A 26,814-nucleotide genomic window follows, 5' to 3' on the forward strand; every position below is an offset into this window, starting at 1 on the left:
CCCCCGGAACCGTGCAGTTCCGGGGGCCTTCGTCGCCGTGCTACGCCTGCGGCAGCTTCTCCAGCTGGGCCGTGATGCGGGCGATGTCCTCCTCGGCCTTGGCGAGGCGCGTGCGGATCTTGTCCACCACGTTCTCCGGGGCCTTGGCCAGGAAGGCCTCGTTGCCGAGTTTGGCGTTCGCCTGGGCCTTCTCCTTCTCGGCCGCCGCGAGGTCCTTCGCGAGGCGCTTGCGCTCGGCGGCCACGTCGATCGTGCCGGAGAGGTCGAGCGCGACCTCGGCGCCGGAGACCGGGAGGGTCGCCGTCGCCGTGAAGGAGTCGCCCTCCGGCTGCAGGCGCAGCAGCTGGCGGATGGCGGCCTCGTGCGGGGCGAGGGCCGTACCGTCGAGCGTCAGGCGGGCCGGGACGCGCTGGCCCGGCTGCAGGCCCTGGTCGGCGCGGAAGCGGCGGACCTCGGTGATGACCGACTGGAGGGTCTCGATCTCCCGCTCGGCGGATGCGTCACGGAAGCCACTGTCCTTCGGCCAGTCCGCGATGACGACCGACTCGCCGCCGGTGAGGGTCGTCCAGAGGGTCTCCGTGACGAAGGGGACGACCGGGTGCAGCAGCTTGAGCGTGACGTCCAGGACCTCGCCCAGGACCCGCTTGGAGACCTCGGCCGGCTCGCCGCCCGCCTGGAAGACCGTCTTGGACAGCTCGACGTACCAGTCGAAGACCTCGTCCCACGCGAAGTGGAAGAGGGTGTCCGACAGCTTGGCGAACTGGAAGTCGTCGTAGTGGGCGTCGACTTCGGCCACGACCGAGTTCAGGCGGGACAGGATCCAGCGGTCGGTCGCCGACATCTTCGCCGGGTCCGGCAGCGGGCCCTCCACCGTCGCGCCGTTCATCAGGGCGAAACGGGTGGCGTTCCAGATCTTGTTGGCGAAGTTGCGGGAGCCCTGGACCCAGTCCTCGCCGATCGGGACGTCGACGCCGGGGTTGGCGCCGCGGGCCAGGGTGAAGCGGAGCGCGTCGCTGCCGTACTTGTCCATCCAGTCCAGCGGGTTGACCGCGTTGCCGAAGGACTTCGACATCTTCTTGCCGAACTGGTCACGGACCATGCCGTGCAGGGCGATGGTGTGGAACGGCGGGGTGCCGTCCATCGCGTACAGACCGAACATCATCATCCGGGCGACCCAGAAGAAGAGGATGTCGTAGCCGGTGACCAGGACGGAGTTCGGGTAGAACTTCGCGAGCGACTCGGTCTGTTCGGGCCAGCCGAGGGTGGAGAAGGGCCACAGGCCGGAGGAGAACCAGGTGTCGAGGACGTCGGTGTCCTGGTGCCAGCCCTCGCCGGTAGGCGGCTCCTCGTCCGGGCCGACGCAGACGACTTCACCCTGCGGGCCGTACCAGACGGGAATCCGGTGGCCCCACCACAACTGGCGCGAGATGCACCAGTCGTGGAGGTTGTCGACCCAGTCGAAGTACCGCTTCTCCATCTCCTGCGGGTGGATCTTGACGCGGCCGTCGCGGACGGCGTCGCCGGCGGCCTTCGCCAGCGGGCCGACCTTGACCCACCACTGCATCGACAGGCGCGGCTCGATGGTGGTCTTGCAGCGCGAGCAGTGGCCGACGGAGTGGACGTACGGCCGCTTCTCGGCGACGATCCGGCCCTCGGCGCGCAGCGCGGCGACGATCGCCGAGCGGGCCTCCAGCCGGTCCAGGCCCTGGAAGGGGCCGTGGGCCGTGATGACGGCGTGCTCGTCCATGATCGTGATGGACGGCAGGTCGTGTCGCTGGCCGATCTCGAAGTCGTTCGGGTCGTGGGCCGGGGTGACCTTGACGGCGCCGGTGCCGAACTCGGGGTCGACGTGGGTGTCGGCGACGACCGGGATGGAACGGTCGGTCAGCGGGAGCCTGATGAGCTTGCCGACGAGGTGCTGGTAGCGCTCGTCGTCGGGGTGGACGGCGACGGCGGTGTCACCGAGCATCGTCTCGGCACGGGTGGTGGCGACGACGATGGTGTCGTCCCCCTCGCCGTACTTCATGGAGACCAGCTCGCCGTCGTCGTCCTGGTACTCGACCTCGATGTCCGAGATGGCCGTCAGACAGCGCGGGCACCAGTTGATGATGCGCTCGGCGCGGTAGATCAGCTCGTCGTCGTAGAGGCGCTTGAAGATGGTCTGGACGGCCTGGGACAGGCCCTCGTCCATGGTGAACCGCTCACGCGACCAGGCGACGCCGTCGCCGAGGCGGCGCATCTGCCCGCTGATCTGGCCGCCGGACTCGGCCTTCCACTGCCAGACGCGCTCGACGAACGCCTCACGGCCGAGGTCGTGCCGGGACTTGCCCTCCTTGCCGAGCTCGCGCTCGACGACGTTCTGCGTGGCGATACCGGCGTGGTCCATGCCGGGCTGCCACAGCGTCTCGTAGCCCTGCATGCGCTTACGCCGGGTCAGCGCGTCGATGAGGGTGTGCTCGAAGGCGTGGCCCAGGTGGAGGCTGCCCGTGACGTTCGGCGGCGGGATGACGATGGTGTACGGCGGCTTGTCACTCTTGGCGTCCGCCTCGAAGTAACCGCGCTCTACCCAGCGCTCGTACAGCGGGCCCTCTACATCGGCCGGCGCGTACTGGGTCGGCAGTTCGGAGTCGGGCGCGGGTGGCTGCTGCTGAGCGTTCTCGGTCACGGGGGTCAGTTTAGAGGTGTCACGGGCCGGTCCCGAAACGCGTTTGTTGTGTAACGGTGCGCCCCCCGCTGCCGTGTGATTCCTGGGCCTGGTCCAGGATGTCAGGAACACATAAGCATCTGGAGGGGAACCCAGAGATGAGCAACAACCAGCCGGGCCCGTACGGCGGGCCGCCCCAGCAGCCGGGTCCGTACGGCCAGCCGGGGCAGCCTGGTCCGTACGGCCAGCCGGGGCCCTACGGTCAGCCCGGCCCCTACGGCCAGCAGCCGCAGGCCCCGCAGCCCGGCTACGGCTACCCCCAGCAGGCACCTCCGGCTCCGCCGCAGCCGGGTTACGGCTACCCGCAGCAGGGCGGCGTGCCGCCGCAGCCGAACCCGTACGGCCAGCAGCCGAACCCCTACGGCCAGCAGCCCTACGGCGCCCCCCAGCCCCCGGCCCCGGCCGGCGGCAAGAAGAAGACGGGCCTGATCATCGGCGCGGTGGCCGTGGTGGCGGCCGTGGCGGTGGGCGTGTACCTCGTGGTCAACGGTGGCGGCGGCAGCGGGAGCGTCGCGGACGACGGTCCGCACAAGCTGATCACGCCCGCCACGGTGATCAACGGGACGTACAAGAAGGCGCAGAGTTCGGGCGACGACGGGGTCTCCTCGTCCGACCTGGCGGACTTCAAGAAGGCCGGCGTCAAGAACCCTCAGGGCGTCGGCGCCACCTACCAGACCGGTAAGGCGTTCACCGCGACGGGTCTCAACTTCAGCGGTGTCTACGGCACGATCGACGATCCGGAAGCGGTCCTGGACGCCGTGTTCGCCAAGGCCAAGGCGGAGTCCGAGAAGGACCAGAGCGGCTCGGACATGAAGGGCAAGCTGCTCGGCAGCCCCGAGAAGGTGAATGCGGCGGGCCTTTCCAACGGCATCATGAAGTGCCAGGTGATCCAGCTCGACAACACCAGCTCGTCGACGTCGTCCAGCGCAGCGAAGACGGTCAAGGTGCCGGTCTGCATCTGGGCCGACCACAGCACGATCGCCCGGGTCACGCGGTTCAGTGTGGCCATGCTGGCCTCCGGCGACGGCGGCACGATCAACGACACGGCGGACCTGGCGGTCAAGCTGCGCAACGAGGTACGGGTCAAGGCCTGACCGATCGGCGATACCTTCGGGGGCGTCCCGCACTCCAGCGAGACGCCCCCGATCACTGTCTCACTGGCTGAGGTTCTTCCTCAGACCATGCCGCAGGCGATCCATGCGTGATCGAACTTGACATGTAGAGCGAGCAACGGGTCCACGCACAAGGGATTGGGGCCACCTATGAGGTGCCCATGGCTGCAAGCCTCTCGCACCTTCAGGCCAACCGTGTAGCCACGGTGCGCCAAGAATGTCGTGCAGCTGATCTGGTCCGCGCTTGCCGGAGTAGCAGTTATCAGCGGCGCAATCCCCGCGGCCGCCACCGGGGCTGCTGCTACCAAAGCCCGCTTCGCCTTATTCACTTGATCCCACCGTTTCATCGAAGCCGAGCGATTAAACGCATGCTCGGCAAGGTCAAGTTGATGAGATCACAAGCGCTGACCCCGTCACAGGAGTTGTCGCGAACCTGACCAAATCCGGTCAGTAGGTCAAACGGATGGTGCCCGGCACAGCACCAGGCACCATAAGTGTTCGCCAAACGGCTACGCCGACTTCTGCTCCCCCGAGCCCCGCCCCCGCGCATCCCGCGGGATCAGGGTCGGGTTGACGTTGGAGAGGACCACATCCGCCGTGATGACCACGCGGGCCACGTCCTTGCGGGACGGGACCTCGTACATCACGCCCTGGAGGACTTCCTCCATGATGGCGCGCAGGCCCCGGGCGCCGGTCTGGCGGAGGATGGCCTGGTCGGCGATGGCCTCCAGGGCCTCGCGCTCGAAGTCCAGCTCCACGCCGTCGAGTTCGAAGAGGCGCTGGTACTGCTTGACCAGGGCGTTGCGGGGTTCTACCAGGATCTTGAGGAGCGCCTCGCGGTCGAGGTTGTGGACGCTCGTGATGACCGGGAGGCGGCCGATGAACTCGGGGATCATGCCGAACTTGACCAGGTCCTCCGGCATGACGTCCTCGAAGACGTCCTTCGCCTCCAGCTCGCGCTTGGAGAGGATCGTGGCGCCGAAGCCGATGCCCTTGGCACCCGCGCGGGCCTCGATGATCTTCTCCAGGCCGGCGAAGGCACCGCCCACGATGAACAGGACGTTCGTCGTGTCGATCTGGATGAACTCCTGGTGCGGGTGCTTGCGGCCGCCCTGGGGCGGAACCGAGGCCGTGGTGCCCTCCAGGATCTTGAGCAACGCCTGCTGGACGCCTTCGCCCGAGACGTCCCGGGTGATCGAGGGGTTCTCGCTCTTCCTCGCCACCTTGTCGATCTCGTCGATGTAGATGATCCCGGTCTCGGCCTTCTTGACGTCGTAGTCCGCCGCCTGGATCAGCTTCAGGAGGATGTTCTCCACGTCCTCGCCGACGTAGCCGGCCTCCGTGAGCGCGGTGGCGTCGGCGATCGCGAACGGCACGTTCAGCATGCGCGCCAGGGTCTGCGCGAGGAGGGTCTTGCCGGAGCCCGTGGGGCCCAGCAGCAGGATGTTGGACTTCGCCAGCTCGATGGCGTCGTCCCGGCCGCTCGCGCCGCCGTTCTCGCCCGCCTGGACCCGCTTGTAGTGGTTGTACACCGCGACGGAGAGGGCCTTCTTCGCGGCCTCCTGGCCGACGACGTACCCCTCCAGGAACTCGTAGATCTCGCGGGGCTTGGGCAGCTCCTCCCACCGCACCTCGCTGGTCTCCGCGAGCTCCTCCTCGATGATCTCGTTGCAGAGATCGATGCACTCGTCGCAGATGTACACACCGGGCCCTGCGATGAGCTTCTTGACCTGCTTCTGGCTCTTGCCGCAGAACGAGCACTTGAGCAGATCGCCGCCGTCACCGATGCGTGCCACGGTGTGCTTCCCCTTCGCCTGGGAGACGCCCGGACACTTTCGAGTCCAGCGGCTCCTGGTGCTGCCTTATGTCGACGGTACCTTGCCGGGCCCCGTGTTCGGGCCCCCCTTGGCAGGGTTCACTTTGACGTGCACCGTGCCAAGAGGGGCAAAGAGTATGCCGCGCCGCGTCAGCGGACGGTGGCGTTGTTCAGCTTGCGGGTGGAGATGATCTGGTCGACGAGGCCGTACTCCAGCGCCTCCTCGGCCGTGAGGATCTTGTCGCGCTCGATGTCCTCGCGGATCTTCTCGATCGGCTGGTTCGAGTGCTTGGCCAGCATGTCCTCCAGCTGCTCGCGCATCCGGGTGAACTCGTTGGCGATGATCTCCAGGTCGGAGAGCTGACCGCGGCCGGTGGAGCCCGCCGGCTGGTGGATCAGCACACGCGAGTTCGGCAGGGCCATGCGCTTGCCGGGCGTACCGGCGGCGAGCAGGATGGCCGCGGCGGAGGCCGCCTGGCCCATGCAGACCGTCTGGATGTCGGGCTTCACGAACTGCATCGTGTCGTAGATCGCCGTGAGGGCGGTCATGTCGCCCCCGGGGCTGTTGATGTAGATCGAGATGTCCCGGTCCGGGTCCATCGACTCCAGGCACAGCAGCTGCGCCATGACGTCGTTGGCGGAGGCGTCGTCGATCTGGACGCCCAGGAAGATCACGCGCTCCTCGAAGAGCTTCGCGTACGGGTCGTACTCGCGGATGCCCTGGGAGGTGCGCTCGACGAAGCGCGGGATGACGTAGCGGCTGTCGGGGCGGGGCCCTTCGTACATGCCGCTGGCGGCGCCGGGGAAGTTGCTCATGGGGTGTTCACCGTCCTGGTGGCGTTCTGGGGGCTGGGGTCGTGGCGGTGCTTGGCGTGGCCGGGCCGGTCAGGCACCGGTGCCGCCGCCTCCCGGAACACCCGAGGCGTGCGTGATGATCTCGTCAATGAGACCGTACTCCTTGGCCTCTTCCGGGGTGAACCAGCGGTCGCGGTCGCCGTCGCGGATGATCGTCTCGACGGACTGGCCGGAGTGCAGCGCGGTCAGCTCGGACATGGTCTTCTTCGTGCGCAGCAGGTACTGGGCCTGGATCTTGATGTCCGAGACCGTACCGCCCAGGCCCGCGGAGCCCTGGTGCATCATGATGTCGGTGTGCGGCAGGGCGAAGCGCTTGCCGGCCGTGCCGCCGGTGAGCAGGAACTGGCCCATCGAGGCCGCCATGCCCATGCCGATCGTGACCACGTCGTTCGGGATGTACTGCATGGTGTCGTAGATCGCCATGCCGGCCGTCACCGAGCCGCCGGGGCTGTTGATGTACAGGTAGATGTCCTTGTCCGGATCGGCGGCAAGGAGCAGCAGCTGTGCGGTGATCTTGTTGGCGATGTCGTCGTCAACCTGCTGGCCGAGGAAGATGATCCGCTCGCCGAGCAGCCGGTTGTAGACCTGGTCGCCGAGGCCACCACCGATGGAAGGCTCGCCGGCGGCTGAGGGCATCAGATTCGTCACGTATCCACCTGCTCGTCTTACGACGGCGCCGGGCCGTCTCATTGTTCTGCCTTTCATGGACCCTAACGCGATGGTCCCTTCGGGGAATCCCGGGAATGCGGGTGTTCGCCGGGGGCGTAGCGCTCCGCTGGGGGCGGTGCGGTTCGTGGGGGGGTGGCGCGGGGGATCGTCGGGCCGCGGGTGCGTGGGGGTTGTCCGCGCAGTTCCCCGCGCCCCTTCAGGCGGCTGCTCCCCCGCATACGACACAGGCCCCCGGGAGACACTCCCGGGGGCCTGTGTACGCGCTTCAGAGGCGCCGTAGGGCCGGTCAGCCCTCGGTGGTCTCCTCGGAGGTCTCCGACGCCTCAGCGGCCTCGGTCTCCTCCTCGTCCTCGTCGTCCAGGTCGACGATCTCGCCGTTGGTGTCCTTCACCGTGGCGGCCTCGACCACGACGGCCAGGGCCTTGCCGCGGGCGACCTCGCCGACCAGGAGCGGCACCTGGCCGCCCTCGACGACGGCCTGGGCGAACTGGTCGGGGGACATGCCGGAGGACGCCGCACGCCGCATGAGGTGCTCGGTGAGCTCCTCCTGGTTGACGTTGAGCTGCTCCTTCTTGACCAGCTCGTCCAGGACGAACTGGGTCTTGATGCCCTTGACCGCGGCCTCGCGGGTCTCGGTGTCGAACTCTTCGGCGGTCTTGCCCTGGATCTCCAGGTACTTGTCGAGGGTCAGGCCCATCTGGCCGAGCTGGTGGTGCTCCAGGTTGTGCTTGCGGGTGTTGATCTCGTCCTCGAGCAGCTTCTCGGGGACGGGGACCTCGACCAGCTCGAGGAGCTTCTCCAGGACGCGCTCCTGGGCCTGGGTGGCCTGGTCGAACTGCTTCATGTTCGCGAGGCGCTTGCGGCTGTCGGCCCTGAGCTCGTCGAGGGTGTCGAACTCGGAGGCGAGCTGCGCGAAGTCGTCGTCCAGCTCGGGCAGTTCACGGGCGGCGACCTGGGTGACCTTGACGGTGACCTCGGCCTCCTTGCCCGCGGCGGAGCCGCCCTTCAGCTCGGAGGTGAAGGTGGCCTCGCCACCGGCCTCCAGGCCCTTCACGGCGTCGTCGATGCCGTCCAGCAGCTCACCGGAGCCGATGGTGTAGGAGACGCCGTTGGCGATGCCGTCCTCCAGCACCTCGCCGTCGACCTTGGCCTCCAGGTCGATGGTGACGACGTCGCCGTCCTCGGCGGCGCGCTCGACCGGGGAGGTGGAGGCGAAGCGCTCGCGCAGCTGCTCGACCGACTTCTCCACGTCCTCGTCGGTGACCTCGACGGCGTCGACCTCGACCTCGATGCCGGAGTAGTCCGGGATCTCCAGGGCCGGGCGGACGTCGACCTCGGCGGTGAAGTTCAGCGTCTCGCCGTCCTTCAGCTCGGTGATGTCGACCTCGGGCTGGCCGAGCGGGCTGAGCTCGGCCTCGTTGACCGCCTCGGTGTAGAACTTCGGAAGCGCGTCGTTGACGGCCTCCTCCAGCACGGCGCCACGACCGAACCGCTGGTCGATGACCCGGGCGGGGATCTTGCCCTTGCGGAAGCCCTTCACCGTGACCTGCTGGTTGATCTTCTTGTACGCCGCGTCGAGGCTGTCCTTGAGCTCCTCGAAGGGCACCTCGACAGTGAGCCGAACCCGGGTCGGGTTCAGGGTCTCCACGGCGCTCTTCACGGTTCGGTCTCCTTGTGGCTGACTTCTTGGATTCTGCCGGAGCCAGACAGGTCCGGCGGATTCGCCGCCCGGAGGAGTTCGTAGGCCGAGTGGGCCGGGACACACGGGCGCGCAGCTTGCATAGTAACCGCAGCCGGTCAGCGCCCCAAAAGGCGATCATCACGACGTTGTGTGCAGGTGCGTGAGCAGGTGGTCGGGGTGGCGGGATTTGAACCCACGGCCTTCCGCTCCCAAAGCGGACGCGCTACCAAGCTGCGCCACACCCCGTCTGGTGCGACACGTAGGGTACATGCCCCGGCCGGTTACGTCGGCCGTATTCTCCGAGGCGGCGCGCGCGAGGCTCCGGGGATCAACTCGTTGGCCTCGACGGCGGGCGACCCGCTACGATGCCTCCAGTGCCGCGGTCACCGACCTGCGGCTCGCTTTGCGGGCGTAGCTCAATGGTAGAGCCCTAGTCTTCCAAACTAGCTACGCGGGTTCGATTCCCGTCGCCCGCTCCACATGGCTCAGGGCCAGGTCAGAGGTTCTTTCCTCCGCCTGGCCCTGATCGTTTCCGGAGATCATTGACGCGCACAGCGCTGTGGCGCGCGGCCGACAGCCGCGGCGATGGCCCGAGCAGGCCTGATCGGGGTCGGGGCAGCCGTGGTCCTGCTGACGCGCCGGCCCCGGACGCGCCTGATCGAGGGACGACCGCCCGTCCGGCTGGAGCAGAGAGGGCCACGGAAGGCCGTGCCCCTCAGCCGGTCCATGTCACGTCAGCCGCTCCGTGTCGCGCAGCGCCATCCCCGTGCGTCCCCCTGGGGGAAGTGGGTCCGCCGGCCCCGATCCGGTCAGAACTTGATCGAGCTGATGGAGTCCGCTATCGAGTTCAGGAAGCGGTCGATGGACGGGGCCATGCCGGTCGAGGCCAGGAAGAAGCCGAAGAGGACCGCGACGATCGCGGGTCCGACCTTGAGGCTCCCCCCTCTCAGGAGCACCACAAGGATGATCGCCAACAGCAGCACCACAGACAGTGAAATGGCCACAACTGATCACACCCTCGGTCGGTCCGCTCTCCCGGCCCGGAGGTACGGCCCGCGCACCCCCGCCAGAACCATCGTGCCACCAACCGGGCCCACCCATGCGGCCCGTGACGCAACGTCGGGCACCCGACGGACCACCAGCCGACGCGGGCGACCCGCCGCAGAGTAATTCGACCGGGCCGCACGCACATGACTCCCCCGGGAATTACGCGACTTCATTTCTGCCTCCACACATCCTGTGCGCAGGTAATTCGAATTGATGACTCAGAGGCGTCGTATGCCCTATTTAGTAGGGATGAATCGGGACATCGGGGGTGAACGAACGGCCCCCCGTGTGGGCACCATCACGTAGACAGGGATGGCAAGTTCGGAAAATCGGCGGGTATCCGAAGGTATTAACCAGGAATCGCTGCGGGGGTTTTACGAAATCCCGCAGACGACGCTAGGGTGCCTGAGATGTCTGACGCCGCCTCCTCCCCCGGCCAGAACCGCAGGCCGCTCCCCCCGGCAATGTCGCCGGCGGACGGAGTGCCCGGTCCCCATACCCCGCTGAGTACGCAGGCGCGGCAGACGAAGGCGGACATACCCGGCAAGGAGCACGGCGGCAAGCAGCGCGACGCGTTCTTCGACAACGCCAAGTACCTGGCGATCGTGCTCGTCGCGATGGGTCACTCGTGGGAGCCGCTGAAGGGCGACAGCCGGATCCTGGAGGCCCTGTACACGGTCGTGTACTGCTTCCACATGCCGGCGTTCATCATCATCTCCGGCTTCTTCTCGCGCGGTTTCGACATGCGCCCGGACCGGCTGAAGCGGCTGATCACCGGTGTCGTGGTGCCGTACGTCGTCTTCGAGACGGCGTACCCGACGTTCAGGAACCTGGTCACGGGCTCGCACGAGGAGATCAGCCTCCTCGATCCCTGGTATCTGACGTGGTTCCTGGTCGCGCTGTTCATCTGGCGGCTGACGACGCCGATCTGGAAGCTGGTGCGCGCGCCGTTCGCGGTCGCCCTCGGCATCGCCATGCTGGCGTCCGTCACCCCGAACATCGGTGACGACCTCGATCTGCAGCGGGTCCTGCAGTTCCTGCCGTACTTCGTGCTCGGTCTGTGCATGAAGCCCGAGCACTTCCAGCTGGTGCGCCGCCGTGGGCTGCGGATCGCCGCGGTGCCGGTGTTCGCCGCCGCGCTGGCCGTCGGCTGGTGGGCGGTGCCGCGCATGAACACCGCGTGGTTCTACCACCGGGACTCCGCGCAGGAGCTCGGCGCGCCCTGGTGGTGCGGCCCGGTGATGACGCTCGCGCTGATGGGCTGCTCGCTGCTGCTGACGGCCTGCTTCTTCGCCTGGGTGCCGGGCCGGAAGACGTGGTTCACGGCGCTCGGCGCGGGCACCCTGTACGGCTATCTGCTGCACGGCTTCCTGGTGAAGTTCGCCGACTACCGCGGCTGGTTCGACCACCCCTGGCTGCACCGCCCGCTCGGCGAGATCCTGGTGACCCTCGCCTTCGGCGCCGCCGTCACGCTGCTGTGCACCAGGCCCGTACAGCGCGTCTTCCGGTTCGCGATGGAGCCGAAGATGGAGTGGGCGTTCAAGCAGGACGCGGCGGAACTCGCCCGCGAGCGGCAGCGCAAGGAACGTGAGCGCGAGAAGGCCGGCGCCTAGGACCCCGACCCCCGCAGACCGAGCAGCGCGCGCATCCGGGTGTACTTCTCGGTCAGTCGTCTCCGGGTCGGCTCGTCCAGGACCGCCAGCCGCTCCGGGTCGGCGTTGTGCGCCAGATCGGCCTCCTTGACCAGCCGTGCGCCGTCCGTGGCGAGGATCCGCGCCGCATACGCCTCCGGCCCCTCACCCGGCCGCTTGGTGAGGGCGTCCACGATGGCCTTGGTACGTGCGCTCAGGGCCGCCTGTTCGAGCCACTGAGGGGTGAGCGCGTCGTCCTCGACGGAGTCGTGCAGCCAGGCCGCCGCGATCTGTTCGGCGTCCCCGCCCCGGGCGCGCACACCGGCGGCGACGGCGGCGAGGTGTTCGGCGTACGGCCGTCCCGCCTTGTCGGTCTGGCCCTCGTGGGCGCTGCGGGCGACGGCCTCGACCTCGGCGAGCGTGAGCTGTGTCATCGGCCCAGTGTCGCTCAGCGGAGCGTCGCCGACGCCTGGCGGCAGATCAGGAGCAGGGCCCGGTCGTCGTTGACGTCCTTGGCGACCGCCTCGATGAGGTGCCAGGCCGCGCCGTGGAAGCCGCCGGTGACATAGCGGTCGGCCTCGCCGGTGAGCCGGTCGATGCCCTCGACGATGTCGCGGTCGGAGGTCTCCACCAGGCCGTCCGTGAACAGCATCAACACGTCCCCGGGCCGCAGCGAGCCCTTCACTGGGTCGAACTGGGCGCCGTCGTACACACCGAGGAGCGGCCCCTCGGCGGCCTTCTCCTCCCAGCGTCCGCTGCCCGCGCTCAGCTGCAGCCCCGGCGGATGGCCGGCGGAGTACAGCTCGTAGTCGCCGGAGTCGAGGTCCAGGACGAGATGGATGGAGGTGGCGAAGCCCTCGTCCCAGTCCTGGCGGAGGAGGTAGCCGTTCGCGGCCGGCAGGAAGGCGTGCGGGGGGAGGGAGCCCAGGAGGCCCCCGAAGGCCCCCGACAGCAGCAGGGCGCGCGATCCCGCGTCCATGCCCTTGCCGGACACGTCGGTGAGCACGACCTCCAGCGTGCGGCCGCCGTTGGTCCGGGCCGCCACCACGAAGTCCCCGGAGAAGGACTGGCCGCCGGCCGGGCGCAGCGCCATCTCGTGGTGCCAGCCGTGCGGCAGCTTCGGCAGCTTGCTCTGCACCCGGATCCGCTCGCGCAGGTCGAACAGCATGGTGCCGCCGCGCCGCCACGGCACCCCGACCCGGCTGCGGAACTGGGCGGTGAGCAGCCCGAAGAAACCGCACGCGGCCACCACCAGCACCACACCCGGGGTGACCCGGCTCGGCCCCTCGGTGTACGGGCCGAGCCGTACGGACTCCACGATCAGCGCGGTGGCGCCCGCCGCGTACAGGCCGAGCAGGCTCGCCGGACGCAGCAGCAGGCCGCCGGCGACGATCGGCAGCACCAGGGCGGCCGGTGAGCACCACACCGAGTCGACCAGGGTCACGGACATCAGGACGGGGATGGTGAGCAGCAGTCCGGCGAACGCGATCCAGTCGGAGCCGTCGCCGCGGAAGTAGTCCACGGCGCTTCTGCGCAGGCCGGTGCGGGCCCGGTGCCACTGCATCTTCCACCGGGCCGTGAACTTCTCGGCCTTCGCGCGCCGCTCTCGTCCTGCTGCCATTAGTTCGGGACCCTATCCATCGGACCGGCTGCTTGGCACGGGAGGTCCCACTTGTCCCCCGTGCGGGGCTCGACTTCGCGGTTCGTCCTCACAGTGAACGGCACGCGCGGCCATCGCGCCGCCGTCCGGGAGAAATTCGCTGGCTCGTCCCGCGGCGCCCTGGTACGCATGACTCATGGGGACCGACCGGGGAGCCGAGTTGCGGGTGCTGCGCGAGTCCGACTGGGACCGGTGGTACGACGTCCTCTACCGCGCCTTCGGCGCCTCGGCGGCACCGCCCGAGGAGCGCGAACTGAACAGGTCCCTCACCGAGTTCGACCGTTCCCTGGCCGCCTGGGACGGGGACGAGGTCGTCGGCACGACAGGGGCGTTCAGCTTCCGGATGACGGTGCCGGGCGGGTCCGCGGTCCCGGCGGCCGGCGTGACCATGGTGAGCGTGGCGGCCACTCACCGGCGGCGCGGGGTGCTGACCTCGATGATGCGCCGGCAGCTGGACGACGTACGGGCGCTGGGCGAGCCGCTCGCGGTGCTGACCGCGTCCGAGCCCGCGATCTACGGCCGCTTCGGGTACGGCGCGGCCACCTTCCGGACGACCGCCGAGATCGACACGAGCCGGGTGACGCTCTCCCTGCCGCCCGGCGTGGCGGACGTACGGCTGCGCTATGCCGCGCCCGCCGACGTCCTCGACGCCTGCGAGGCGGTCTACGCGGCGCTGGTTCCCCAGCGGCCCGGGATGCTGGCCCGGCAGCCCGGCTGGGAGCGGGCCGTTCTCCTCGATCCCGAGAGCGAGCGGGACGGGGCGTCGGCGCTGCAGTGCGTGGTCGCCGAACGGGACCGCGAGGTGACGGGATACGCCCGCTTCACCACCAGGACGGGCTGGGGCGAGAGCGGGCACGACGGCACGGTGCAGCTGAAGGACCTCGCCGCGATCGACCCGGTCACCGAGGCGGCGCTGTGGCGGTTCCTGTGCGGCATCGACCTGATGACGACCCTGTCGGTGAGGTCTCGGCCGGTCGACGACGCCTGGCGATACCTGGTCTCGGACACCCGCCGCTGCCGACCGCGCCTGAGGGACGACGCGTACGTCCGTCTCGTCGACGTGGGTACGGCACTGGCGGCGCGCACGTATCAGGCGCCGGTGGACGTCGTGCTGGAGGTGGAGGACGCCTTCTGCCCGTGGAACGCCGGGCGGTGGCGGCTGACGGGCGACGCCAAGGGCGCGTCCTGCGCGCGTACGTACGACACCGCGGAACTCTCCCTCTCGGTACGGGAGTTGGGTGCCTCCTACCTCGGCGGCGTGACCCTGCTGTCGCTCGCGGCGGCCGGGCGGGTGCGCGAGCTGCGGCCAGGCGCGCTGACGGAGGCATCGGTGGCCTTCGGCTCACCGGTCGCCCCGTGGCTGCCGCACGGCTTCTAGTGCCCGGTCACCTCTGCTGACAGGTGGGGCACCAGAAGAGGTTGCGGGCGGCGAGGCCGGCGGTGCGGATCTCGGCGCCGCAGATGTGGCAGGGCAGGGTGGCGCGGCGGTAGACGTACACCTCGCCGCCGTGGTCGTCCACGCGGGGTGGCCGGCCCATGGCCTCCGGGGTGTGCTCGGCCCGGACGGTGTCGATCCGGTTCTTCCGGACTCCCTCGTGCATCAGCTCGACGAGGTCGGTCCACAGGGCGTCCCACTCGGCGCGGCCGATGTCCTTGCCCGCGCGGTACGGGTCGATGCCGTGCCGGAACAGAACCTCTGCGCGGTAGACGTTGCCGACGCCGGCGACGACCTTCTGGTCCATGAGCAGCGCGGCGATCGTGGTACGGCTGCGGGAGATCCTGCGGTACGCCGCGTCCGGCTCCGCGTCCGCGCGGAGCGGGTCGGGGCCGAGGCGGTCGTGTACGGCCCGCTTCTCGGTGTCGGTGATCAGGGCGCAGGTGGTGGGGCCGCGGAGGTCCACGTACGCCGTGTCGGTCGCGAGCCGGAGCCGGACTGTGTCGGTCGCCGGGGGCGCGGGGGCGTCACCGAAGCCGACCTTGCCGAAGAGGCCGAGGTGGATGTGGACCCAGTCGGTGTCCCGGAAGCGGAGGAAGAGGTGCTTGCCGTGGGCTTCGGTGGCCGTGAGTTCCGCGCGGTCCAGAAGGGCGGCGGCGTCGGAGAACTTGCCCTGGGGGCTGGTGACGCGCGGGGCGGTCCCGAGGAACCGCTCGGCGTAGTCCTGGGCCAGCCGGTGAATGGTGTGCCCTTCCGGCACGGAGGGGTGTCCTTTCCTGCTTTTCGCCTACGGGTTGGGGGGCGGGTGCTGAGTGCTTTTCCACCCTCCCACCCGTCTCGCTGGGTCGAGAGGTGAACGAACAGACCGGACCGGAGCCCCAAGACAACGCCCTCACACCCACCGAGTCGGCCGGGAGCGCGCCCTCCCAGCCCACCGAATCAGTCGAGGCCCACCGAATCAGTCGAGCGGGTGCAAGACCACGCTCCGGGGCGCAGCCCTGAAGAACGCCCTCCCGGTTCAACCGGATCAGTCGAGCGGGCGGCAAGACCGCAGTCCGGGGGGCAGCCCTGAAGAGCGGCCTTCCAGCCGACCGAGTCGGGTGGGTGGGCAAGACGGGGGCTCGGGGCGGGGCCCCGGGGCCGTTAGGCCTGCGGGTGGTGGGCCGGGATCGGGGGCAGGTCGCCCGTCGTCTCGTACGCCGACAGCATGTCGATCCGCCGGATGTGACGCTCGTCACCGGAGAACGGCGTGTTGAGGAAGACCTCGACGAACTTCGTCGCCTCCTCCGTGCTGTGCATCCGCGCACCCACGGCCACCACGTTGGCGTTGTTGTGCTGCCGCCCCAGCGCCGCGGTCTCCTCGCTCCAGGCCAGCGCCGCCCGCACGCCCTTCACCTTGTTCGCGGCGATCTGCTCACCGTTCCCGGAGCCGCCGATCACGATGCCGAGCGCGTCGGGGTCCGCGGCCGCACGCTCGGCGGCGCGCAGACAGAAGGGCGGGTAGTCGTCCTGGGCGTCGTAGATGTGCGGCCCGCAGTCGATGGGCTCGTGACCCGCCGCCTTGAGCCACTCGACGAGGTGGTTCTTGAGTTCGTAGCCAGCATGGTCGGAGCCGAGATACACGCGCATGCCACGAGTGTGACACGCCCCATTCCGCGCAGCAGCCTCGGGTGGCGGCACCCGCCGACCGCCGGGGAACACCCCGCCAGACCTCGAAAAATGTGAACAGCGCCATAGAACCTCAAGGGAACCTCAAGTAACGATACGGATTCAGAGGTTCCCGAATCCGTTCGCCTCGGATTCACTGGACCGACTCGTACACCGCTCATACGAGCTGCTCCTCCTGGCGCAAAGGAAATCCGTCCATGACCCCTGGCTCGGGCCTTCAAGCAGGACTCAAGAACCGCCACCTGACGATGATCGCTATCGGTGGCGTCATCGGCGCCGGCCTCTTCGTCGGCTCCAGCTCCGGTATCGCCACCGCGGGACCGGGCATCCTCCTGTCGTACGCGATCGTCGGCACCCTCGTCGTCCTCGTGATGCGGATGCTCGGCGAGATGTCCGCCGCGAACCCCACCTCCGGCTCCTTCTCCGCGCACGCCGACCGTGCCCTCGGAAGCTGGGCCGGGTTCTCCATCGGCTGGCTCTACTGGTTCTTCTGGGTCGTCGTGCTGGCCGTCGAGGCCACCGCCGGCGCCAAGATCCTCTCGGGCTGGGTGCCGGGCATACCGCAGTGGGGCTGGGCGCTCATCGTGATGACCGTGCTGACCGCGACCAACCTGGTCTCCGTCGGCTCCTACGGCGAGTTCGAGTTCTGGTTCGCCGGCATCAAGGTCGTGGCGATCGGCGCGTTCATCGTCATCGGCCTGCTGGCCATCTTCGGCGTACTGCCGGGTGTCCACGCCGACAAGGCGTCCTTCGGCAACCTGACGAACCACGGCGGCTTCCTGCCGCACGGGCCCGGCACCATCCTCACCGGTGTGCTGCTGGTCGTCTTCTCCTTCATGGGCAGCGAGATCGCGACCCTCGCGGCCGGTGAGTCGGAGGACCCGCAGCGTGCGGTCACCAAGTCCACCAACAGCATCATCTGGCGTATCGGCGTCTTCTACCTGGGCTCGATCCTCGTCGTGGTCTCGCTGCTGCCGTGGAACGACGCGTCCATCGCCAAGCAGGGCTCCTACGTCGCCGCGCTGAACTCGCTCGGCATCCCCAACGCCGGTCAGATCATGAAGGTCATCATCCTGACCTCGGTGCTGTCCTGCCTCAACTCCGGCCTCTACACGGCCTCCCGCATGGCCTTCTCGCTCGGCGAGCGCGGTGACGCCCCGAAGGCGTTCGCCCGCACCACCTCCCGCGGTGTGCCGATGACGGCGATCCTGGCCTCGGTCGTCTTCGGTTTCGTGGCGGTCTTCTTCAACTACGCCTACCCGGACACCGTCTTCCTCTTCCTGGTCAACTCGTCCGGTGCGGTGGCCCTGTTCGTGTGGCTCGTCATCTGCTTCTCGCAGCTGCGGATGCGGAGGATCATCCAGCGCGAGGCGCCGGAGAAGCTCGTCGTGAGGATGTGGCTGTACCCGTACCTGACCTGGGCGACGGCCGCCTTCATCGTCTTCGTCCTCGGCTACATGCTGACCGACACCAAGGGCGAGAGCAGCGGCCGTACGACCGTGCTGCTGTCGGTGGCGGTGGCGGCGGTCGTGGTGATCATCGCCGTGGTGAAGCAGAAGCTCACGGCGGGCCGCCCGGCCCCCGCGGTCGAGGCCCCGGCCGACAAGGTCTCCGTCGGCTGATCCGCCCCCCGGCTGGACATGGCCGCACAACCTGACGCCACCTGTCAGGTTGTGCGGCCATGCTGCGTGCCATGACCTCTGTGGACGACCGCCTGGACCTGACCCTCCTCCGCCCCGGCGACCCCGGCTACGACGGCGAACTCTCCGGCTTCCAGCTCGGTTTCGCCCAGCGGCCCGCCGTGATCGTGCCCGCCCGCTCGCCGGCCGACGTGGTGGCCGCCGTGCGGTACGCGGCCGCCGAGGGCCTGCCCGTCGGGGTGCAGGCGACCGGGCACGGGCTGCCGGGCGGGTACGAGGGCGGGCTGCTCGTCACCACCCGGTGGATGGACGGGATCACCGTCGACCCCGGGGCCCGTACCGTGCCGGTGCAGGCCGGGGTGCGCTGGGGGCAGGTGGTCGCGGCGGCCGAGCCGTACGGGCTGGCGCCGTTGAACGGGTCGGCGCCGGGCGTGGGCGCGGCGTCGTACACCCTGGGCGGCGGACTCGGCATCCTGGCCCGGGAGTTCGGCTACGCGACCGACCATGTGCGCCGGCTGGAGGTCGTCACCGCCGACGGGGAGCTGCGGCACGTCACCCCGGACTCCGACCCCGAGCTGTACTGGGCCCTGCTCGGCGCCGACCGGAGCGCCGGGCTGTACGACCCCGAAACGCGAAAGAGGCTCGCCCGGGTCAAGGGGACCTACGACCCGGCGAACCTCTTCCGCAGGAACTACGGCGTCAGCGCGTGAGTCCTAGCGCTTGTTCGCGAACTTCCAGGCGGTGGGCAACGCGCCCATCGCCAGGGCGGCCTTGAGGGCGTCGCCGATCAGGAACGGGGTGAGGCCGAGCGCCACGGCCTGGGAGAGGGAGAGGTGGGCCGCGACGGCCAGGTAGGGCACGCCGATGGCGTAGATGATCGCCTCGCCGAGGAGCATCGTGCCCGCCGTACGCAGCGGCGAGCGGTCCGCGCCGCGCCGGGCCAGGGCGCCGACGGCGGCCGAGGCGAGCAGCATGCCGAGGATGTAGCCGAAGGAGACCGAGGCGGCGCCGGAGGTGCCGCCCGCGAACCACGGCACGCCCGCGACACCGGCGAGCGCGTAGAGGGCGAGGGAGAGGAAGCCGCGGCGGGCGCCGAGCGCGGTGCCGACGAGCAGCGCGGCGAAGGTCTGGCCGGTCACCGGCACCGGGGAGCCGGGCACCGGGACCGCCACCTGGGCCGCGAGGCCGGTGAGCACGGCGCCGCCGACGACGAGGGCCGCGTCGCGGACGCGGGACGCGGGGAGCAGATCGGCGAGGACTGCGCCGGGGCGAGCGATGGCGGTGGCGGTGCTCATGGGGACTCCGCGGGGTGGTGTGGGCACGTCGGGACATCGTGACGCTATCCCAGCGGGCACGCGCCGATCACCGTCGGCGCTCGACAAAGGGTCGAACGGCGTCTTCGTGACCTTCGAACAAAGGGTGCTGCTTACACGCGGTCAGGCGTGATGCCGGTCACGGAGGTAGGGACGCTCAGCTCACTCCAGTGCACCGCACCGCGACTGTGGAGTCCCGCCAAAGCCCTGCGGACTCCTCTCGCCCGTCGGGCGGCCGCGCCGGCTGCACCGGGTGACCGTCGCCGGTGACGTCCCGGTCGGCATCGAGGGCAAGGAGAGCTACTCGATCGAGGGCGACGCCTCGTACTGCACGCCGGTGCTCACGACGGCGTAGCCGGGCTCTCACTCTCCGTACAGAGGGTGTCCGGATACTGGGCGGCTCCTTCGCCTGAGCGGACGGGCCGCCCAGACTGTCGGGGTTTTTGCCCGCCCATTGCCTTGCCCGGGAGAGCCGCGCCCATGCCCACCAGCACGACCACCGAGACACCGCCACAGCACGAGGACGGCGGTGCCTCCCTCTCCCACGGCCTCAAGCAGCGCCATCTGTCGATGATCGCCCTGGGCGGCGTCATCGGCGCGGGTCTGTTCGTCGGCTCCGGCGCGGGCATCGCCGCCGCCGGCCCGTCCATCGTCGTCGCGTACGCGCTCTCCGGCCTGCTGGTGATGCTGGTGATGCGGATGCTGGGCGAGATGTCGGCCGCCTACCCGTCCTCGGGCTCCTTCTCCGCGCACGCCGAGCGGGCGATCGGCCCCTGGGCGGGCTTCGCCGCCGGCTGGTCCTTCTGGGTGCTGCTGTGCACGGCCGTCGGCCTGGAGGGCATCGGCGCCGCGCACATCGTCCAGGGCTGGCTGCCGGGCACCCCGCAGTGGATGTGGGTGGCCCTGTTCATGGTGGTGTTCTGCGGGGCGAACCTGGCCGCCGTGAAGAACTTCGGCGAGTTCGAGTTCTGGTTCGCCGCGCTGAAGGTCGGCGCGATCAGCCTGTTCCTGATCCTCGGCGTGCTGGCCATCGCCGGTGTGCTCCCCGGCACGCACTCGCCGGGCACCTCCAACCTGAGCGACTTCATGCCGCACGGCAACCAGGGCCTGCTGGTCGGCCTGCTCGCCTCGGTGTTCGCCTACGGCGGCCTGGAGACGGTCACCATCGCGGCCGCCGAGTCCGAGAACCCGGTCAGGGGCGTGGCGTCCGCCGTCCGTACCGCCATGTGGCGGATCGCCCTGTTCTACATCGGCTCGATGGCGGTCGTGGTCACCCTGGTCCCGTGGGACTCCAAGGAGGTCGTGGCGAAGGGTCCGTACGTCGCCACGCTCGACCACCTCGGCATTCCCGGCGCGGGCCAGCTGATGAAGGTGGTCGTCCTGGTCGCCCTGCTGTCCGCGATGAACGCCAACATCTACGGCTCCTCGCGCATCGCCTACTCGCTGGTCGAGCGCGGCCAGGGTCCGAAGGCGCTGGTCAGGCTGTCCGGCGGGGTCCCGCGGATCGCGGTCCTCACGTCCTGCTTCTTCGGTTTCGTCTGCGTGCTGCTGAGCTACTGGCGCCCTGACGACGTCTTCCCGTGGCTGCTCAACATGATCGGCGCGGTCATCCTGGTGATCTGGATCTTCATCGCCGTCTCCCAGCTGCTGCTGCGCCGCCGTATCGAGCGCGAGGCCCCCGAGAAGCTGGTCGTGCGCATGTGGGCGTTCCCCTGGCTGACCTGGGTCGCGCTGGCCGGCATGGTCACGATCTTCGTCCTGATGGCCCGCGAGCCGGACACCCGCGTCCAGCTCTGCTCCACCGGCGCCATGACCCTGTTCCTGGCAGCCGTGGGCTACCTCCGGCAGCGCGTCCGCGCCAAGCGCTGACGCCCCCACGGACAGAAGGTCCCCGCGTACGACACACGCGGGGGCCTTGCCGTTGCCGCAGGTTCCGGATTGTGGAGGCCGCGGGCAGGAAGGACGGTTGTCTCGGGACCCTCGGGGCACACCGGCCCACTCCTGGAGGCCCGATCGCTCACCGTGCTGCAGTCGGCGAAGCCGCCGTCCGTTCCGGAAGGGGCGGAGGCGATGACGGTTCTCGTCGAGTTCCCGCCCGGCGATCCCCGGCACCCCTCCGCACCGGCACTCCGGACCTGCTTTCGGCTACATGCTGGAGGGCGAGATGCTCTTCGAGCTGGAAGGCGAGCCGCAGCGGGTGATCAGGGCCGGCGAGACGTTCTGGGAGCCGGGCGGCGATGTCATCCACTACCAGGAGGGGAACAACCGGACGGATTCCTGGAGCCGTTCCCTCGTCACCATGCTGTGTGAGCCGGGTCAGCCCATGCTCACCCTGGTCGACGACGAGGAACCGGCCCGGCGGCGACACCTGCGAGCGCCCCGTCCCGGCGCATGATCCACCGGTGAAGGGCGCCGCCCCGGTCCTCGTCGTCGACGCGTTCCCCTTACCCGCAGGGCACGTTCAGCGACAGCAGCGCGGTGTGCTCGCCGTCGACGCGGATCTCGCTCACCGCCGCGTTGCGCAACTTCGGGAAGACCCGGCGGTATTCGGCGAGCGGAATACCGAGCATCGAGCACAGCACCAGCCGCAGCAGGGTGTTGTGCGCGACGACCAGGACCCGCCCGCCGGGGTGGGCGGCGGCGATGCGGCGCAGGGCGGCGCTTCCGCGCCCGGCCGCCGCGCGGGGGTCCTCGGCGCCGGGGAAGGGATGCGCCACCGGGTCGGCGCGGACTGCGTCCGCCGCCCAGGTCCTGTCGTCAAACTCCCGCCGTCCGCCCGGAGGGCGGGCCTCGCGGCGTCAGGTGCGTGCTCTGGGGGTCCCCCCGGCCGAAGGCTTGGGGAGTGCCGGGCCCTGGCCCTCGTACTGGGCGTACTTGGGCCCGGGCCCGGTGCGGCGAGTGGGGGTGCCCCCTTTGGGGGAGCGTGCATGGCGTCGCGGGGCTGGGGGCACCGCCCGGCCGAAGGCTGGGGGAGGGAGTTTGACGACAGGGCCTCGGGGTTCCGCGCCGCGAACTCGGCGAGCGTACGGCCCTCCACCACCCCGAAGTCGCATTCGCGCAGGCCGGGTTCGCGGTGCGGGGTGAGACCGAGGGCCCGGCAGGCGGGGTCGGCCGTGGCGATCGCCCGGGACAGCGGCGAGGTCCAGGCGGCGTCCACCGGATGCGCGGCGGCCCACCTTCCCAGCGCCTCGGCCTGGGCGTATCCGGTGTCGGTGAGCGCGACATCGCTGACTCCGGCATACCGGTTCTCGGCATGCCAGACGGTCTGTCCGTGGCGGGCGAGGAGCAGGCTGGCGGAGGACATGGGCAGCAGTGTCCCCGCGGGCTCACCGCGGCCTCCCCGCGGTCCGGAGGCCCTGGTCGCGACCGTCCGGCATGCGAGGTGCGGGCGGGGGGCGCACGATGAACGCATGTCCGACAAAGACTTCGCACGCGGCGGCAGGCGGCGACTGGTCCGGGCAGCGGCCATCCTCGCGCTCGCCGCATCAGCGCCGTGGCCGGCCGCCGGTTCCGCACAGGCCGCGCCCGACCACGACACCATTGCCCTGCAGACGCTCGACGACATCGTCAAGGGCGACTACAAGGCCGCCACCGCCCACTTCGGCGCTGACCTGCGCAAGCACCTGCCGCCGGAGGGGCTCGAGGATTCGTGGAAGCACTACCAGGGCGAGTTCGGGCACTACAAGTCGCACCAGAAGCCCAAGGACGTCAAGTCCGGCCGGTTCACCGTGGTGAGCGTGCCTCTGCGCATGGCGAAGAGCGTCGGCGAGTTCCGCGTGACCTTCGACAGGTCCGGTGCCATCGCCGGCCTGTTCTTCCTCAGGCCGGGCGTGCCGATCCCGAAGTCGATGCCCGCTTGATCACCGCTTCAGCCGCGCCTGCGCATGCGCCGCCACCGCCCCCGGCAGCCACCCGCGCCGCTCCAGCTCCCCCACCAGCCGTGCGTACGGCTCGGCGAACCGCGCCGTACGGCCGGGCCGCGGCTCGACCGTCGTGGCCACGCGGGCCAGCCCAGCAGGTGCAGGGACCAGCGGCGCGACAGGCGGTCGTGCACGACCCGGACGAGGAGCACCTGGAGAGGTGCGCGGAAGGGGGGAGCGGGCCCGGAGCCGACCGGGCCCGCTCACCGCGCCTCACAGGTTGCTGAAGTCCGGCCCCTGCGTCCTGGTGCGCTTGATCTCGTAGAAGCCCGGTACCGAGGCCACGGCGAGCGTGCCGTCCCACAGGCGGGCCGCCTCCTCGCCCTTCGGGGCGGGGGTGACGACCGGGCCGAAGAAGGCGATCTGCTCGCCGTCGGGGCCGGGCACCGCGATGACGGGGGTGCCGACGTCCTGGCCGACCTTCTCGATGCCCTCCTTGTGGGAGGCGCGCAGTTCGGCGTCGTACGCGAAGTCCTGCTGCTCGGCGTAGTCGATGAGGTCGGCGGGCAGGCCGACGTCCGCGAGGGCGCCGGCGATGGCCTCCAGGGTGGGGCCCTCGCCGTTGTTGTGGATGCGGGTGCCGAGCGCGGTGTACAGCGGGCCGAGGATGTCGTCGCCGTGCTTCTGCCAGGCGGCGGTGACCACGCGGACCGGCTGCCAGGCCTTGGTCGCGAGCATCTCCCGGTACTCCTCGGGCAGCTCGTCCAGCCTGTTCTCGTTGAGGACGGCGAGGCTCATGATGTGCCAGCGGACCTCGATGTCCCGGACCTTCTCCACCTCCAGCACCCAGCGGGAGGTCATCCAGGCCCAGGGGCACAGCGGGTCGAACCAGAAGTCGACGGGGGTCTTGCCGGACTCGGACATGGCTCTCCTCAGCGAAAGACTCTTTTCAACCCTCAACGACCTCCTCGCGACCCGCATTCCCTGCTGACCGCTGTCAGGGGCACATGGCAGGATCGGTCCTGTTCAGCCTCATCCACGCGATCACAAGGGAGTGCCGTCCGTGCCCGGTGAGAATCTGTCCCGTGACGAGGCCCGGGAGCGGGCCGCCCTGCTGTCCGTCGACGGGTACGACGTGTCCCTGGACCTCAGGTCCGCCGTCGGCGACGGGGGCGGGGACGGCGAGCCGCGCACGTTCCGCTCGGTGACCACGATCCGCTTCCGCTGCAACGAGCCGGGCGCGGCGAGCTTCGCCGATCTGATCGCGCCGAGCGTGACCTCGGTGTCGCTCAACGGACGGGACCTGGACCCGGGCGAGGTGTTCGACGGCGCGCGGATCGCGCTGGAGGACCTGGCCGCGGAGAACGAGCTGGTGGTGGACGCGCAGTGCGCCTACTCCCGCACCGGTGAGGGCCTGCACCGCTTCGTGGACCCCGAGGATGGCGAGGTCTACCTCTACACCCAGTACGAGCCGGCCGACGCCCGCCGGGTCTTCGCCGACTTCGAGCAGCCGGACCTGAAGGCGCCGTACCGCTTCGAGGTGCGGGCGCCCGAGGACTGGACGGTCTGGAGCAACGGCGCGGGTGAACTGGCCGACGGGGTCTGGCGGTTCGCGGAGACCAAGCCGATCTCGACGTACATCACCTGTGTGGTGGCGGGGCCGTACCACTATGTGACGGATTCCTACGAGCGGGTGTTCGAGGACGGCACCAAGCTGGAGATCCCGCTCGGCGCGATGTGCCGCAAGGGGCTCGCCCCGCACTTCGACGCCGACGACGTCCTCCTGGTCACCAAGCAGGGCCTGGACTTCTTCCACGACCACTTCGACTACCCGTACCCCTTCGGGAAGTACGACCAGGCGTTCGTGCCCGAGTACAACCTGGGCGCGATGGAGAACCCGGGTCTGGTGACCTTCCGCGAGGAGTACATCTTCCGCGGCAAGGTGACACAGGCGTCGTACGAGGCGCGGGCGAACGTCGTCCTGCACGAGATGGCGCACATGTGGTTCGGCGACCTGGTCACCATGGAGTGGTGGGACGACCTGTGGCTGAAGGAGTCCTTCGCGGACTTCATGGGCACGTTCGCGAACGTGGGCGCGACCCGCTTCAAGAACGCCTGGATCACCTTCGCCAACCGCCGCAAGGCCTGGGCGTACCGCGCGGACCAGCTGCCGTCCACGCATCCGGTCACGGCGGACATCCGTGACCTGGAGGACGCCAAGCTGAACTTCGACGGCATCACCTACGCCAAGGGCGCCTCGGTGCTCAAGCAGCTGGTGGCGTACGTCGGCCAGGACGCGTTCCTGGAGGGCGCGCGGCGCTACTTCAAGCGGCACGCGTACGGCAACACCCGGCTCGGCGACCTGCTGTCGGCGCTGGGCGAGACCAGCGGCCGGGACATGTCGGCGTGGGCGCGTTCGTGGCTGCAGACGGCCGGGGTGAACTCGCTGACGCCGCAGGTGCTGCTGGACACGGAGGGCCGGGTGGCCGAGCTGGCGGTGGTGCAGGAGGCGCCGGAGTCGCATCCCGAGGAGCGCCCGCACCGGATCGCGGTGGGGCTGTTCCGGCGTACGCCCGAGGGCGCGCTGGAGCGGTACGCGCGCGTGGAGACGGATGTGCACGAGCCGCGCACGGTCGTCGCGGACCTGGCGGGCGCCGAGGCCCCGGAGCTGGTCCTGGTCAACGACGACGACCTGACGTACTGCAAGATCCGCTTCGACGCCACCTCGCTGGCGACGCTCAAGGAGCACCTGGGCGCGCTGACCGACCCGCTGGCCCGGGCGCTGTGCTGGTCTGCACTGTGGAACATGACCCGGGACGCGCTGCTGCCGGCGCGGGACTTCATCGGTCTCGTGCTGCGGTTCGCGGGCCGCGAGTCCGACATCGGGGTGCTGCAGATGCTGCACGCGTGGGCGAACTCGGCGCTGGTGCACTATGCGGCGCCGGAGTGGCGGCAGACCGGTGGTGAGCTGCTGGCGCAGGGCGCGCTGCGGGAGCTGGAGGCGGCCGAGCCGGGCAGTGAGCACCAGCTGGCGTGGGCGCGTTGCTTCGCCACGGTGGCGTCCGGCGAGACGGACCTCGCCCTGCTGAAGCGCCTGCTGGACGGCGCGGAGAGCATCGACGGCCTGGAGGTGGACCAGGACTTGCGCTGGGCGTTCCTGGAACCGCTGGCGGCGCACGGCGTGGCCGACGAGACGGTCCTCGCGGCCGAACTGGCCCGCGACGACACGGCGTCCGGCAAGCGCCACCAGGTCCGCTGCCTGGCGGCACGCCCGTCGGCTGCGGTCAAGGCGCAGGCCTGGGCGCAGGTGGTGGAGTCCGACGCGCTGTCGAACGCGCTGGTGGAGGCGACCATCGCGGGCTTCGGCCGGCCCTCGCAGCGGGAGCTGACGGCGCCGTACACGGAGAAGTACTTCGCGGCGATCGAGCGGGTGTGGCGGGAGCGGTCGATCCAGATCGGCATGGACGTCGTACGGGGCCTGTTCCCGGCGCTGCAGGACCGCCCGGAGACGCTTGAGGCGACGGACGCGTGGCTTCAGGCGCACCGGGACGCGGCGCCGGCGCTGCGCCGGCTGGTGCTGGAGGCGCGGGACGACCTGGCGCGGGCGCTGCGCGCACAGGAGTGCGACGCGACGGCCCTCGGCGACTGACCTTTGGCCTGAGCTTGGGTCGCCGGTGACCGTTACGGAATTCGGTCAATGTGACCCGTAACCCCTGGTCCGCA

Annotated in this window: 21 protein-coding genes, 2 tRNA genes and 5 pseudogenes; 12 read left to right on the plus strand and 16 right to left on the minus strand. The window is 69.8% G+C overall.

Going from position 1 to position 26,814, the window contains the following annotated elements; genetic code table 11:
* Nucleotides 1–40: 40 nt before the first annotated feature.
* A complete protein-coding gene (locus ACFYOH_RS35580) occupies nucleotides 41–2,665 on the minus strand; it encodes a valine--tRNA ligase (protein WP_388634545.1) in 2,625 nt (874 codons plus the stop codon).
* A gap of 137 nt (nucleotides 2,666–2,802) precedes the next feature.
* Between ACFYOH_RS35580 and ACFYOH_RS35585 the strand changes: the two genes are divergently transcribed.
* Nucleotides 2,803–3,798, plus strand: a complete 996-nt coding sequence (locus tag ACFYOH_RS35585; protein WP_388634548.1) for a hypothetical protein — start codon at nucleotides 2,803–2,805, stop codon at nucleotides 3,796–3,798.
* A 527-nt stretch (nucleotides 3,799–4,325) separates the two neighbouring features.
* Here ACFYOH_RS35585 and clpX read toward each other — a convergent pair.
* The 5 genes from clpX to ACFYOH_RS35610 form a co-directional block, all read right to left on the minus strand.
* On the minus strand, nucleotides 4,326–5,612 hold the full coding sequence (gene clpX, locus ACFYOH_RS35590) for an ATP-dependent Clp protease ATP-binding subunit ClpX (protein WP_069780904.1): 1,287 nt from the start codon (nucleotides 5,610–5,612) through the stop codon (nucleotides 4,326–4,328).
* Between the two features lie 170 nt (nucleotides 5,613–5,782).
* Nucleotides 5,783–6,448 (minus strand): ATP-dependent Clp protease proteolytic subunit, encoded by a 666-nt coding sequence (locus ACFYOH_RS35595; RefSeq protein WP_388634552.1) that lies wholly within the window; start codon nucleotides 6,446–6,448, stop codon nucleotides 5,783–5,785.
* 69 nt (nucleotides 6,449–6,517) lie between these two features.
* On the minus strand, nucleotides 6,518–7,123 hold the full coding sequence (locus tag ACFYOH_RS35600) for an ATP-dependent Clp protease proteolytic subunit (RefSeq protein ID WP_351615198.1): 606 nt from the start codon (nucleotides 7,121–7,123) through the stop codon (nucleotides 6,518–6,520).
* 319 nt (nucleotides 7,124–7,442) lie between these two features.
* Complete coding sequence (tig, locus tag ACFYOH_RS35605) at nucleotides 7,443–8,816, minus strand: trigger factor (protein ID WP_388634555.1); 1,374 nt, start codon at nucleotides 8,814–8,816, stop codon at nucleotides 7,443–7,445.
* A 190-nt stretch (nucleotides 8,817–9,006) separates the two neighbouring features.
* Nucleotides 9,007–9,083, minus strand: a tRNA-Pro gene (locus ACFYOH_RS35610).
* A gap of 159 nt (nucleotides 9,084–9,242) precedes the next feature.
* Here ACFYOH_RS35610 and ACFYOH_RS35615 point away from each other — a divergent pair.
* A tRNA-Gly gene (locus ACFYOH_RS35615) sits at nucleotides 9,243–9,316 on the plus strand.
* Between the two features lie 330 nt (nucleotides 9,317–9,646).
* Here the strand turns inward: ACFYOH_RS35615 and ACFYOH_RS35620 are convergent.
* Nucleotides 9,647–9,841, minus strand: a complete 195-nt coding sequence (locus tag ACFYOH_RS35620; protein ID WP_388634557.1) for a hypothetical protein — start codon at nucleotides 9,839–9,841, stop codon at nucleotides 9,647–9,649.
* Nucleotides 9,842–10,348: 507 nt separating this feature from the next.
* On the opposite strand from ACFYOH_RS35620, the gene ACFYOH_RS35625 reads away from it, so the two are divergent.
* A complete protein-coding gene (locus ACFYOH_RS35625; RefSeq protein ID WP_388634756.1) occupies nucleotides 10,349–11,497 on the plus strand; it encodes an acyltransferase family protein in 1,149 nt (382 codons plus the stop codon).
* Here ACFYOH_RS35625 and ACFYOH_RS35630 read toward each other — a convergent pair.
* Together ACFYOH_RS35630 and ACFYOH_RS35635 are read right to left on the minus strand one after the other, a co-directional pair.
* Nucleotides 11,494–11,949 (minus strand): HD domain-containing protein, encoded by a 456-nt coding sequence (locus tag ACFYOH_RS35630; protein ID WP_388634560.1) that lies wholly within the window; start codon nucleotides 11,947–11,949, stop codon nucleotides 11,494–11,496. The two genes, ACFYOH_RS35625 and ACFYOH_RS35630, sit on opposite strands and share 4 nt — an antisense overlap.
* 14 nt (nucleotides 11,950–11,963) lie before the next feature.
* Nucleotides 11,964–13,136 (minus strand): PP2C family protein-serine/threonine phosphatase, encoded by a 1,173-nt coding sequence (locus ACFYOH_RS35635; protein WP_388634563.1) that lies wholly within the window; start codon nucleotides 13,134–13,136, stop codon nucleotides 11,964–11,966.
* A gap of 175 nt (nucleotides 13,137–13,311) precedes the next feature.
* Here ACFYOH_RS35635 and ACFYOH_RS35640 point away from each other — a divergent pair, with 175 nt between their 5' ends.
* The gene (locus tag ACFYOH_RS35640) at nucleotides 13,312–14,553 is read left to right on the plus strand and encodes a GNAT family N-acetyltransferase (RefSeq protein WP_388634566.1); all 1,242 of its coding nucleotides are present in this window, start codon (nucleotides 13,312–13,314) and stop codon (nucleotides 14,551–14,553) included.
* A 7-nt stretch (nucleotides 14,554–14,560) separates the two neighbouring features.
* On the opposite strand, the gene ACFYOH_RS35645 is transcribed toward ACFYOH_RS35640, so the two are convergent.
* Together ACFYOH_RS35645 and ACFYOH_RS35650 are read right to left on the minus strand one after the other, a co-directional pair.
* Nucleotides 14,561–15,370 (minus strand): Fpg/Nei family DNA glycosylase, encoded by an 810-nt coding sequence (locus ACFYOH_RS35645; protein WP_388634568.1) that lies wholly within the window; start codon nucleotides 15,368–15,370, stop codon nucleotides 14,561–14,563.
* Between the two features lie 383 nt (nucleotides 15,371–15,753).
* Nucleotides 15,754–16,239 carry a ribose-5-phosphate isomerase gene (locus ACFYOH_RS35650; protein WP_388634571.1) on the minus strand — a complete coding sequence of 162 codons (486 nt, stop codon included), beginning with the start codon at nucleotides 16,237–16,239 and terminating at the stop codon, nucleotides 15,754–15,756.
* A 236-nt stretch (nucleotides 16,240–16,475) separates the two neighbouring features.
* Here ACFYOH_RS35650 and ACFYOH_RS35655 point away from each other — a divergent pair, with 236 nt between their 5' ends.
* The 3 genes and pseudogenes from ACFYOH_RS35655 (at nucleotide 16,476) to ACFYOH_RS35665 (ending at nucleotide 18,628) form a co-directional block, all read left to right on the plus strand.
* The gene (locus ACFYOH_RS35655) at nucleotides 16,476–17,900 is read left to right on the plus strand and encodes an amino acid permease (RefSeq protein ID WP_388634574.1); all 1,425 of its coding nucleotides are present in this window, start codon (nucleotides 16,476–16,478) and stop codon (nucleotides 17,898–17,900) included.
* A gap of 71 nt (nucleotides 17,901–17,971) precedes the next feature.
* Nucleotides 17,972–18,535: pseudogene (locus tag ACFYOH_RS35660) on the plus strand (FAD-binding oxidoreductase); the annotation flags it as partial.
* Complete coding sequence (locus tag ACFYOH_RS35665; protein WP_388634758.1) at nucleotides 18,533–18,628, plus strand: BBE domain-containing protein; 96 nt, start codon at nucleotides 18,533–18,535, stop codon at nucleotides 18,626–18,628. The pseudogene ACFYOH_RS35660 and the gene ACFYOH_RS35665, both read left to right, overlap by 3 nt.
* Before the next feature lie 3 nt (nucleotides 18,629–18,631).
* Here ACFYOH_RS35665 and ACFYOH_RS35670 read toward each other — a convergent pair whose 3' ends face one another.
* Nucleotides 18,632–19,213: a biotin transporter BioY gene (locus ACFYOH_RS35670; RefSeq protein ID WP_388634577.1), complete on the minus strand. Its 582-nt coding sequence runs from the start codon at nucleotides 19,211–19,213 to the stop codon at nucleotides 18,632–18,634.
* A 247-nt stretch (nucleotides 19,214–19,460) separates the two neighbouring features.
* On the opposite strand from ACFYOH_RS35670, the pseudogene ACFYOH_RS35675 reads away from it, so the two are divergent.
* The 3 genes and pseudogenes from ACFYOH_RS35675 to ACFYOH_RS35685 form a co-directional block, all read left to right on the plus strand.
* Nucleotides 19,461–19,586, plus strand: a pseudogene (locus ACFYOH_RS35675) (TauD/TfdA family dioxygenase); the annotation flags it as partial.
* 125 nt (nucleotides 19,587–19,711) lie between these two features.
* Nucleotides 19,712–21,100: an amino acid permease gene (locus ACFYOH_RS35680; protein ID WP_388634580.1), complete on the plus strand. Its 1,389-nt coding sequence runs from the start codon at nucleotides 19,712–19,714 to the stop codon at nucleotides 21,098–21,100.
* A 132-nt stretch (nucleotides 21,101–21,232) separates the two neighbouring features.
* A pseudogene (locus ACFYOH_RS35685) lies at nucleotides 21,233–21,626 on the plus strand (cupin domain-containing protein).
* Nucleotides 21,627–21,675: 49 nt separating this feature from the next.
* Here ACFYOH_RS35685 and ACFYOH_RS35690 read toward each other — a convergent pair.
* Both ACFYOH_RS35690 and ACFYOH_RS35695 read right to left on the minus strand, forming a co-directional pair.
* A pseudogene (locus ACFYOH_RS35690) lies at nucleotides 21,676–21,975 on the minus strand (histidine phosphatase family protein); the annotation flags it as partial.
* Between the two features lie 248 nt (nucleotides 21,976–22,223).
* Nucleotides 22,224–22,535, minus strand: a pseudogene (locus tag ACFYOH_RS35695) (histidine phosphatase family protein); the annotation flags it as partial.
* A 106-nt stretch (nucleotides 22,536–22,641) separates the two neighbouring features.
* On the opposite strand from ACFYOH_RS35695, the gene ACFYOH_RS35700 reads away from it, so the two are divergent.
* Complete coding sequence (locus ACFYOH_RS35700; RefSeq protein WP_388634583.1) at nucleotides 22,642–23,091, plus strand: DUF3887 domain-containing protein; 450 nt, start codon at nucleotides 22,642–22,644, stop codon at nucleotides 23,089–23,091.
* Here the strand turns inward: ACFYOH_RS35700 and ACFYOH_RS35705 are convergent, their stop codons facing one another.
* Both ACFYOH_RS35705 and ACFYOH_RS35710 read right to left on the minus strand, forming a co-directional pair.
* On the minus strand, nucleotides 23,092–23,232 hold the full coding sequence (locus tag ACFYOH_RS35705; RefSeq protein WP_388634586.1) for a hypothetical protein: 141 nt from the start codon (nucleotides 23,230–23,232) through the stop codon (nucleotides 23,092–23,094). It abuts the gene before it with no gap.
* Between the two features lie 132 nt (nucleotides 23,233–23,364).
* Nucleotides 23,365–24,015: a DsbA family protein gene (locus ACFYOH_RS35710; RefSeq protein WP_388634589.1), complete on the minus strand. Its 651-nt coding sequence runs from the start codon at nucleotides 24,013–24,015 to the stop codon at nucleotides 23,365–23,367.
* Nucleotides 24,016–24,154: 139 nt separating this feature from the next.
* On the opposite strand from ACFYOH_RS35710, the gene pepN reads away from it, so the two are divergent.
* Nucleotides 24,155–26,740 carry an aminopeptidase N gene (gene pepN / locus ACFYOH_RS35715; RefSeq protein WP_388634592.1) on the plus strand — a complete coding sequence of 862 codons (2,586 nt, stop codon included), beginning with the start codon at nucleotides 24,155–24,157 and terminating at the stop codon, nucleotides 26,738–26,740.
* The last annotated feature ends 74 nt before the right edge of the window (nucleotides 26,741–26,814 follow it).

The organism is Streptomyces sp. NPDC007856, from assembly GCF_042868225.1.
Lineage (GTDB): Bacteria > Actinomycetota > Actinomycetes > Streptomycetales > Streptomycetaceae > Streptomyces.

What these genes read in the sequence shown, in the direction of transcription:
- ACFYOH_RS35585 (WP_388634548.1), top strand. Translation starts at nt 2,803, where the DNA reads ATGAGCAACAACCAGCCGGGCCCGTACGGCGGGCCGCCCCAGCAGCCG.
- ACFYOH_RS35655 (WP_388634574.1), top strand. Translation starts at nt 16,476, where the DNA reads ATGACCCCTGGCTCGGGCCTTCAAGCAGGACTCAAGAACCGCCACCTG.
- ACFYOH_RS35710 (WP_388634589.1), bottom strand. Translation starts at nt 24,015, where the DNA reads ATGTCCGAGTCCGGCAAGACCCCCGTCGACTTCTGGTTCGACCCGCTG.
- ACFYOH_RS35670 (WP_388634577.1), bottom strand. Translation starts at nt 19,213, where the DNA reads ATGAGCACCGCCACCGCCATCGCTCGCCCCGGCGCAGTCCTCGCCGAT.
- ACFYOH_RS35680 (WP_388634580.1), top strand. Translation starts at nt 19,712, where the DNA reads ATGCCCACCAGCACGACCACCGAGACACCGCCACAGCACGAGGACGGC.
- ACFYOH_RS35630 (WP_388634560.1), bottom strand. Translation starts at nt 11,949, where the DNA reads ATGACACAGCTCACGCTCGCCGAGGTCGAGGCCGTCGCCCGCAGCGCC.
- ACFYOH_RS35700 (WP_388634583.1), top strand. Translation starts at nt 22,642, where the DNA reads ATGTCCGACAAAGACTTCGCACGCGGCGGCAGGCGGCGACTGGTCCGG.
- ACFYOH_RS35600 (WP_351615198.1), bottom strand. Translation starts at nt 7,123, where the DNA reads ATGCCCTCAGCCGCCGGCGAGCCTTCCATCGGTGGTGGCCTCGGCGAC.
- ACFYOH_RS35635 (WP_388634563.1), bottom strand. Translation starts at nt 13,136, where the DNA reads ATGGCAGCAGGACGAGAGCGGCGCGCGAAGGCCGAGAAGTTCACGGCC.
- ACFYOH_RS35650 (WP_388634571.1), bottom strand. Translation starts at nt 16,239, where the DNA reads ATGCGCGTGTATCTCGGCTCCGACCATGCTGGCTACGAACTCAAGAAC.
- ACFYOH_RS35625 (WP_388634756.1), top strand. Translation starts at nt 10,349, where the DNA reads ATGTCGCCGGCGGACGGAGTGCCCGGTCCCCATACCCCGCTGAGTACG.
- ACFYOH_RS35595 (WP_388634552.1), bottom strand. Translation starts at nt 6,448, where the DNA reads ATGAGCAACTTCCCCGGCGCCGCCAGCGGCATGTACGAAGGGCCCCGC.
- ACFYOH_RS35640 (WP_388634566.1), top strand. Translation starts at nt 13,312, where the DNA reads ATGGGGACCGACCGGGGAGCCGAGTTGCGGGTGCTGCGCGAGTCCGAC.